Origin of the sequence: uncultured Corynebacterium sp. (assembly GCF_902489365.1) — a bacterium.
Lineage (GTDB): Bacteria > Actinomycetota > Actinomycetes > Mycobacteriales > Mycobacteriaceae > Corynebacterium.
Genome location: NZ_CABTZR010000091.1, coordinates 1 through 8,113 on the forward strand (window position 1 = coordinate 1; position 8,113 = coordinate 8,113).

At 62.1% G+C, this 8,113-nt stretch carries 7 protein-coding genes; 2 read left to right on the forward strand and 5 right to left on the reverse strand.

From position 1 onward, the window contains the following. Positions 1 to 204: 204 nt before the first annotated feature. On the forward strand, positions 205 to 546 hold the full coding sequence (locus RDN59_RS10515) for a hypothetical protein (RefSeq protein ID WP_046647209.1): 342 nt from the start codon (positions 205 to 207) through the stop codon (positions 544 to 546). Between the two features lies 1 nt (position 547). On the opposite strand, the gene RDN59_RS10520 is transcribed toward RDN59_RS10515, so the two are convergent. Both RDN59_RS10520 and lysS read right to left on the reverse strand, forming a co-directional pair. Beyond that, the gene (locus RDN59_RS10520; protein ID WP_308607792.1) at positions 548 to 1,486 is read right to left on the reverse strand and encodes a hypothetical protein; all 939 of its coding nucleotides are present in this window, start codon (positions 1,484 to 1,486) and stop codon (positions 548 to 550) included. A gap of 185 nt (positions 1,487 to 1,671) precedes the next feature. Continuing rightward, the gene (gene lysS / locus RDN59_RS10525; protein ID WP_308607793.1) at positions 1,672 to 3,246 is read right to left on the reverse strand and encodes a lysine--tRNA ligase; all 1,575 of its coding nucleotides are present in this window, start codon (positions 3,244 to 3,246) and stop codon (positions 1,672 to 1,674) included. A 186-nt stretch (positions 3,247 to 3,432) separates the two neighbouring features. Here lysS and RDN59_RS10530 point away from each other — a divergent pair, with 186 nt between their 5' ends. Continuing rightward, complete coding sequence (locus tag RDN59_RS10530; protein ID WP_308607794.1) at positions 3,433 to 5,532, forward strand: PhoX family phosphatase; 2,100 nt, start codon at positions 3,433 to 3,435, stop codon at positions 5,530 to 5,532. A gap of 27 nt (positions 5,533 to 5,559) precedes the next feature. On the opposite strand, the gene RDN59_RS10535 is transcribed toward RDN59_RS10530, so the two are convergent. Genes RDN59_RS10535 through RDN59_RS10545 form a run of 3 tightly spaced genes read right to left on the reverse strand, consistent with a single transcriptional unit; the run spans position 5,560 to position 7,979 of the window. Next, on the reverse strand, positions 5,560 to 6,507 hold the full coding sequence (locus RDN59_RS10535) for a 2-dehydropantoate 2-reductase (protein WP_308607795.1): 948 nt from the start codon (positions 6,505 to 6,507) through the stop codon (positions 5,560 to 5,562). A gap of 39 nt (positions 6,508 to 6,546) precedes the next feature. Next, entirely contained in the window at positions 6,547 to 7,320 is a 774-nt protein-coding gene (locus RDN59_RS10540; RefSeq protein WP_374044610.1) for a pantoate--beta-alanine ligase, read from the reverse strand. Further along, a complete protein-coding gene (locus RDN59_RS10545) occupies positions 7,302 to 7,979 on the reverse strand; it encodes a hypothetical protein (protein ID WP_308607796.1) in 678 nt (225 codons plus the stop codon). Before RDN59_RS10545 ends, RDN59_RS10540 begins: the two co-directional genes overlap by 19 nt. Between the last annotated feature and the right edge of the window lie 134 nt (positions 7,980 to 8,113).

Consider the following 8,113-nt stretch of genomic DNA (forward strand, 5'->3'; position numbering starts at 1 on the left):
ACACGTGAGCGATTTAGTGTATTCCTCTGGTGGCCGGGGGTGCCACACGAGCCACATGTGGACCCTCGTTGGGTGGCACTCCCCGGAATCTCAGCGAGTGCGCTAGGCCACACGGCAATGTAAAGGTGACAGCGTCCTCCGTGCTACTCAAAGCTCTAAAAGCTCTCTAAAAGCTACTGCCTAAAGTTACAGAAAGGCCTCTGGATGCAGCGCGACCTCCTTGTCACTAACTCCGCTGGGGAACGCGCCGTCGTGCGCCCAGGTCAGCAGCTAGTGGCAGGCCGCGCGGGAGACTTCCCACTGGCTCCTGATGACGCCTCCATGCACCGTCACTTCCTCCACTTCTGGCAGCAAGAGGATAACTGGATGGTGAGTAACGTGGGCAGCTTCCTGGCGGCGGAGTTATCCTCCCCACGCATCCGCACACACGGCCCCATCAGGCTACTGCCGCACGCTACCGCAGCCATCCCCGAGGGCACCTCGCTGCTGTGCTTCACGACGCCCAGCGGCTCCTACGAACTCACGCTGACTCGCGGCCCGCACTGATCTAGCGCTGCCCACCTTTCTCGGACACGAGTGCGCGCGCGGTCGGGTCCAGGACGACGACTGCGCCGCCATCTTCGATGCTGCAGCCTAGCCACCGATAGTCGGGCTCGTCTGGCCAGCCGGGATCGGCGTTATAGGAGCAGCTGAAGTCATCCTCCATGAGGTACCCGCGGTTGCCGCCCTCCGTGGGCGCGAAGTCATAGTTCTTGTAATACTCAAGAACCTCCATTGCCCGCGCGCAGTTCGTCCCATTCTCTTTGGCATAGACGTATTCGCCATTACCGAGGTCCCCACAGATAGTTCCGGCCATGGCTTTTCCTTCCCCATCTGGCTCCGGCGGGAAGGTATCGGAGTAGTATTCACCATCGTCTTTCACCGTGAAGTGGTGGCCATCAATCCTGACCGTGAATTCATCCTCACTCACGGATTCAAACGTCACCCCGTTCATCGTGACGGTGTTCCCTGCTTCCAGCCTGGTGGGTGCCGCGGCGTCTCCTCCCATTTTCACATTGGGATAAAAGCCCGCGTTCGCATCGAAATTGACGGAATTGGAGAGCCAAAGCGGCTGCCCGGTCGCCGGGTACAGAGGCGGATCAGCGAACATGACGCTGCACCCGATCAGCCCTTGATCCTCAGTGACTGTGCAGGCCACGCGGTCATTTGGGCTGCTTACTCCATACACCGTGGAGGTCGCGTGCCCCAAGTTGGTGGCGATGAAGTCTTCCTTAGCTTGTTCCTTAAGGCCCGAGTCGCCTTCCTTGTCCTTCCCAGACGTCGGAGACGGGCTCGCTTCCGTAGATTCAGCGTTATCGGCGGAAGTCTCGGTGGTGGAGGTGTTGTGGAATTGCGGCTCACCGCTGGTGGAATCCTCGGCAGCAGAGCACGCTGCCGCAGTACAGGCCATTAGTGCGAGGGGCAGGGCATTCAGTAGCTTTGTCACACCTGCATCTTCCCACGGATTAGTCAATCCTGCGGCCAGCCGCAGCAGTTTTCCCCTCATGGGGGCTGGAGGCGCAGCATGCATAAGCAGCAGAATCTGTGCCGGGCCGGGCCGGCACTGAGAAAACCAGAAAACCCGCGCAGCCACAAAAGAGACGGGCGCGGGCAGGTGGAAGCTAGGAGAAACTAGTGCTCCGGCTTCACGATCGGGAAGAGCACGGTCTCGCGGATGCCCAGGCCGGTCAGAGCCATGAGTAGGCGGTCCATACCCATGCCAGCACCGGCCGTCGGCGGCATGCCCTGCTCCATAGCGGCCAGGAAGTCCTCATCCAGCACCATGGCCTCCTCATCACCGCCGGCGGCCAAGCGAGCCTGATCCTCAAAGCGCTCGCGCTGGATGACGGGGTCGATGAGCTCCGAGTAGCCCGTGGCCAGCTCGAAGCCGCGTACGTAGAGGTCCCACTTCTCCGTCACGCCCGGCTGGGAGCGGTGCTGGCGGGTCAGCGGGGAGGTTTCAACCGGGAAGTTCTTCACAAAGATCGGGCCCTCGAGCTGGTCTTCGCAGAGCACCTCCCAGATCTCTTCCACCAGCTTGCCGTGGCCCCAGCCGCCGTTCTTCGGGACGTCGAGCCCGATGACGTCGGCAATCGCCTTGAGTTCCTCGACGGTGGAGTCGATGGTCACCTCCGGCTGGCCCGGGAACTTGCGCTGCAGAGCCTCGTTGAGGGAGGGGTACATCTCAATCTCCGGCCACTCTTCGCCGCCGAGGTCGTACTCCGTGCCATCCGCCAAGGTCACGGTGGTGGAACCGAAGACCGCGCGGGCCACCGACTGGATGGACTCACGGATGGTGCGGGCACAGTCGTTGTAGTCGCCCCATGCCTCGTAGGTCTCCAGCATGGCGAACTCCGGGGAGTGGGAGCGGTCAACGCCCTCGTTACGGAAGTTGCGGTTGATCTCAAAGACACGGTCAATGCCGCCGACAACAGCGCGCTTCAGGAAGAGCTCCGGGGCGATGCGCAAGTACAGGTCGATGTCCAAAGCATTGGAGTGGGTCACGAACGGGCGGGCCGCCGCACCACCGTGGAGGGTCTGCAGCATCGGGGTTTCGATCTCCACGAAGCCCTGATCTTCCAGGTAGTTGCGCAGCGCACGCATGACCTTCACGCGGGTCATGGCATTCTTGCGGGCCTCCTCGCGCACGATGAGGTCGTTATAGCGCTGGCGGACGCGAGTTTCCTCGTTCATGTCAGCGAAGGAGACCGGAAGCGGGCGCAAGGACTTCGCCGCCATGGTCCACGTGGAAGCCATGACGGACAGCTCGCCGCGGCGCGAAGCAATGACGCGGCCGCTTACGGAGATGAAATCACCCAGGTCAACGTCAGACTTCCACGCGGCGAGGCGCTCCTCCCCTACCTCCGCCAGCGACAGCATGGCCTGCACCTGGGTGCCATCACCATCCTGCAAGGTGGCGAAGCAGAGCTTACCGGTATTGCGCATGAAGATAAGGCGGCCGGCGATGGCAACCTCGACGTCAGTCTCCTCACCCGCGCTGAGGTAGGTGACGCCCTCTTCCGCGGCCGGCGCTTCGTCCTCGGCAACGACCTGGAACTGCTGGCGGAGATCCCGCAGGGAGATCGTGCGGTCCACGGTCACCGGATAAGGCTCGGTGCCGGACTCCAACAGTCGGGCGCGCTTCTCGCGGCGGATGCGCAGCTGCTCGGGGACGTCAGTAACTTCAGTATTCTTCTTCTCGCTCACGGTTGTCTAGGGTAGTCGATCCTCATACGCTGGCGCGATCCCGGTTCACAGAGTGTTCATCTAGCGGTTAGACAGCATCAACCGTGCGGTCATCTCAACCGTATTAACTCATGACGTCCGTTGCGACACCTCGTTGCGACATCCCTTGCGCAACCAACGATTTTTGATTTTTGGAGCATCACTTTCATGGCACTCAATGGCCGCAATCTCTTGGCTAACATGTTTACCTCTTCTCGTTCTTCTCTTACCTGCACCTACAAGTGCGGTAATGCCTGCTTCGGCGAGTGCGAGAACACCTCCGACAACCCTTACTTCGGCGATCAGTTCTCCCGTCGTACCGCCCTGCGTGCCGGTGGCTTGGCCGTCGTCGCCGTTGGTGGTTCCTCCGCCCTGGCTGCTTGTGCTGCACCAGACGAAAAGGATTCTGCAGCTGGCGGCGGAGCTTCCGACAAGACCAGCGAGGTCAAGGGCTCCGACATCGAGCTCACCTCCGCCGAGGGCATGCACTTCGAGGCCGTTGAGGCCAACACCAAGGATGAGGTCGTCATCCCCAAGGGCTACGAGCAGTCCGTCCTGATTGCCTGGGGCGACCCCGTCATCGAGGGCGCTCCGGAATTCGATGTCAATAACCAGACCGCCGCGGATGCGGAGAAGCAGTTCGGCTTCAACAATGACTTCGCCGGCCTCATCGACCACCCGGATGACAAGAACCGCATGATTTACATGTGCTCGCACGAGTACACCACCGAGCCGATGATGTTCCCGGACTACGACCCGGAGAACCCCACCGAGGAGCAGGTGAAGATCGGCTGGGCTGGCCACGGCCACACCATCCTCGAGGTTTCCAAGGTGAAGGGCTCCGGCGAGCTCAAGCGCGAATTCGGCCCGCTCAACCGCCGCATTACCGCCACCACCCCGTTCACTCTGGTGGGCCCCGCTAAGGGCACCGACCTGGTGAAGACCTCCGCCGACCCGAAGGGTGAGAAGGTCCTGGGTACCCTCAACAACTGCTCCGGTGGCGTGACCCCGTGGAACACCATGCTCTCCGGCGAAGAGAACTTCGACCAGTACTTCGCAGGCGGCGACGTCAAGGATGAGAAGGCCGCTGAATCCCTCAAACGCTTCGGTATCAAGGAGGGCCCGTCCGAGCGTAAGTGGGAGAAGTACGATGACCGCTTCGACGTAACCAAGGAGCCGAACGAGCCGAACCGCTTTGGCTGGCTCGTGGAGATCAACCCGCTGGATCCGAACTCCACCCCGGTCAAGCACACCGCTGTGGGCCGCTACAAGCACGAGGCCGGCAACATCCACATCACCAAGGATGGCACCGTGGTGTGCTACTCCGGCGATGACTCCCGCTTCGAGTACGTCTACAAGTTCGTCTCCTCCAAGAAGTACAAGGAAGGCGACCTGGAGCACAACATGACCATCCTGGACCACGGCACCCTGTACGTGGCCAAGATGGAAGGCAACTCCCCGGAGAAGGAAATCGACGGCTCCGGTGTCCTGCCGGAGGACGGTGCTTTCGACGGCAGCGGCGAGTGGGTCAAGCTGCTGACCTCCGATACGGAGAACAACAAGTTCGAGTCCCACGTGGACGGTATGTCCGCCGAAGAGGTCGCCGTCTTTACCCGTGAGGCCGCCGATAAGGTGGGCGCCACCAAGATGGACCGCCCAGAGGACGTTGAGGTTCACCCGGAGACCGAGAAGGTCTACATCGCACTGACCAACAACAAGTACCGCGGCGCCACCGGTGAGAACGCCAAGAAGAACAAGGAAGACGCCAAGGAATGGGCTCCGGTCAAGGAGAACAAGAACGGCCTGGTCATGGAGCTCGAGGATGACCACGCTGGCGAGAAGTTCACCTGGAACCTGTTCCTGGTCTGTGGTGACCCGCGTGAGGCCAGCACCTACTTCGGTGGCTTCGACAAGGAGAAGGTCTCCCCGATTTCCTGCCCGGATAACCTGGCCTTCGACAACCACGGCAACCTGTGGATTTCTACCGACGGCAACGCGCTGGACTCCAACGATGGCCTGTACGCCGTGACCACCGAGGGTGAGACCCGCGGCGAACTCAAGTGCTTCCTCACCGTCCCGGCGGGCGCGGAGACCTGTGGACCGATCGTCGACGATGACCGCGTCATGGTCAACGTTCAGCACCCGGGCGAGGCTGACGACGCCACCTTTGAGAACGCCACCTCCCACTGGCCTGACGGCGGCAAGTCCACCCCGCGCCCGGCCGTGGTTGTGGTGTGGAAGAAGGACGGCAAGATCGGTACCGAATAAGGCACCGACGTTGTGCAGTGCGCACTCTTAGGCGGTGCGCAACTGTGCCTCCAGCACCTCCTGCGCAAAATCCCACAACGGGGTTGCAACCCCAGCTTTGACGCCCATGCGTCGGATAGCTCCGACCTGGGCGTCTAATTCGTTGGGCAGTCCCTCCTTGATATCGCGCTGCATCGAGGACGTGCTATCCGGGTGCTGCTGGCGGGCAAACTCCATGGTTTGTTCCACCACGTTCTCTGGTAGCTCCACGCCAAGTGCGCGGCCGACGGCCTCGACTTCCCGCATGAAGGACTCAAGCTGGCCAGGGATTTCCTGGCAAAGGTAACCAATCGGTTTATCCACCAAGGCGCCCAGAGTGCCAGTAGGCGTAACGAACATGGCCTTCGACCAGACGTCGACAAGCGCGGCGTCGTGGAACTTGCTGGAGGCACCCGCCTCCTTGAGCGCTTCCGCCAGCTCCTCACCTGTACGGCGCAGCGACTCCGGCGCATCAGCACTCAGCGGACCAAAAGCCAAAGCCAAGGGCCCCGGATTGCGCTTGATCTGCGCCGGCCCCAGGCGGGTGGCATAAACGCGAGCAACACCGGCAAGGATGTTTTCCTCCCCAAATTCCTCGGCCGCCAGGTACGGAATCTCTACTGAGTTGTGAGTGGTCACCACCGGGATACCCTGCAGGGCCTCGCGGTCCTCCGCGCTGCCAAAGGTCTCATTGCCCGGCAGCGCCTTCGACGCGATAATCGCCACGTCCAACCCACCCAAGAGCTCCTTGACCTCAGCAAAGGATTGCGCAGCCGGGACCTTAATGACCTCGGTGGTGGTGGGCTCTGCGTGGGCGTCGATCAGCGTCACGCCCGTCTCCCCCAGCACCCGCAAGGTCTCACCGCGGGCGACGAAGGCGACGTCGTGGCCCGCTGCTTTCAGTTTTCCGCCAAAGTATCCGCCGATGGCGCCGGCTCCCAGAATTCCAATCTTCATGCCTCCAACCTAGCTGGTGGAGACCTGCGCCACAGACTTTTATCCGCGCTGCTCCAAGTTACGGAAACCAATTCCCAACGGCACGCCCGCGTTATCGATGAGCCGCACGCCGCCGATGGTGGCGGCGATAAAGAGGCGGGCATCGCCCTCTGCGGGGGCCTCACCTAGGTCGCGTCCGCGCAGCTCCACGTACTCCGGCTCGACGCCCGCGGCAGTGAGCACCTCACGTGCCAGACGGACGACTTCCTCGGCCCCGGACTCCGCCGCGTACGCACCGGCGGTAAGTGCCGCTGACAATGCGCTGGCTTGCTCGCGGGCCTCTGCCGCGACGTCGGCGTTACGCAGGCTCATCACCACACCATCGGGCATGCGCACCGAAGGAACTCCCTGCACACGCGCCGCGATGTGAAGGTCCGTAAAGGCCTGCTGGGTGGCCACGAGCAGCTCGTAGTCCTTCTCCCCCATGAAAACATCACTGGGACCCAGCGCACAGGTCAGCGCCACAATGCGGGTTAGCTCCGAGCTCACGTCCTCCATGCCGTGGTCGGGTGCAAGGACCCGCGTGCGCTGGCTCTGCTCGCCATAGCGCCACACCACGTCAACACCGTCGAGGGAAGAGATGTCCGTCTCCGGGTCCACAGCCACAACCACGATGCCACCGCGCACGCGCTGTGCTGCCTGCACCAAGGCCAAGTGACCCGCATGGATATCGCGGCCCAACGGCACGAGAACCACGCGCTTACCCGTCTTGCGGTAGGCGCTGCCGACCATGCGGATGCGCTCGATATCCTCCACTAGGAGTTGCTCTGCCACGGCGCTTCCTTTCTTAGTGCCCACAGTTCCAGTTCTTCCATGTTCTTCTTCTCACCCACCATGCGGGCGACGTCGCGGTAGTTGCGCGCCATGCCGAGCTCCACCGCGGCGGGATAGGCCGCGATGATGTCATCAGCGTCAAGCTCAAAATCGCTGCCCATGAAGTCTTCAATGATCTTCGCCTCTAAAGACGCCCAAGCACTCAGCACACCGAGCATCTCCGCGTAGTACAACCGCGCGGCTCGCTCCGCACGTTGTGCCTCAGGCACTGTTTCTGCGGTCTGATGAATCTCTGAAAGCAACAGACTAATGACGGTATCCGCCACCTCATCGAGAGCGCCCACCGCGTAGGAGTCGCCCAGGGGAGCTGCGGCAATCGTCAGACACCCGCGCGTTTCCAGCTCATCAAGGGCTTCCACCCCAGCCAGCAATGAGGTGTGGATGACGATTTGCTTGGGGCGCACGTGCTTTTCGACGTCCCCCACCGCCCCCTCCAGCTCCCTCGCCGTCGCGGCGAGAATCAATGCATCGAAGCGGTCCAGCTGGGCGGGGTCCTCAAGCTTCTCGACGGTATGGCCTGCCCACTCTAAACGTCGCGCGAAGTTATGGCCGGCCCGGGAGTGTCCCCAGACCGCCACTCGCATGCGTGGTGCCTGCATCTACTTCTTGGTGTCCTTGTTCTGCTGTTCCTTCCGGCGCTTGCTGCGCGCCATGAGCTCAGCCACGGAGACCGCGCCCTCGCGGTGTTCATCGCTGCGGCGACGGCCACGGGTGCTGGGCTGTGCGCTGTCTG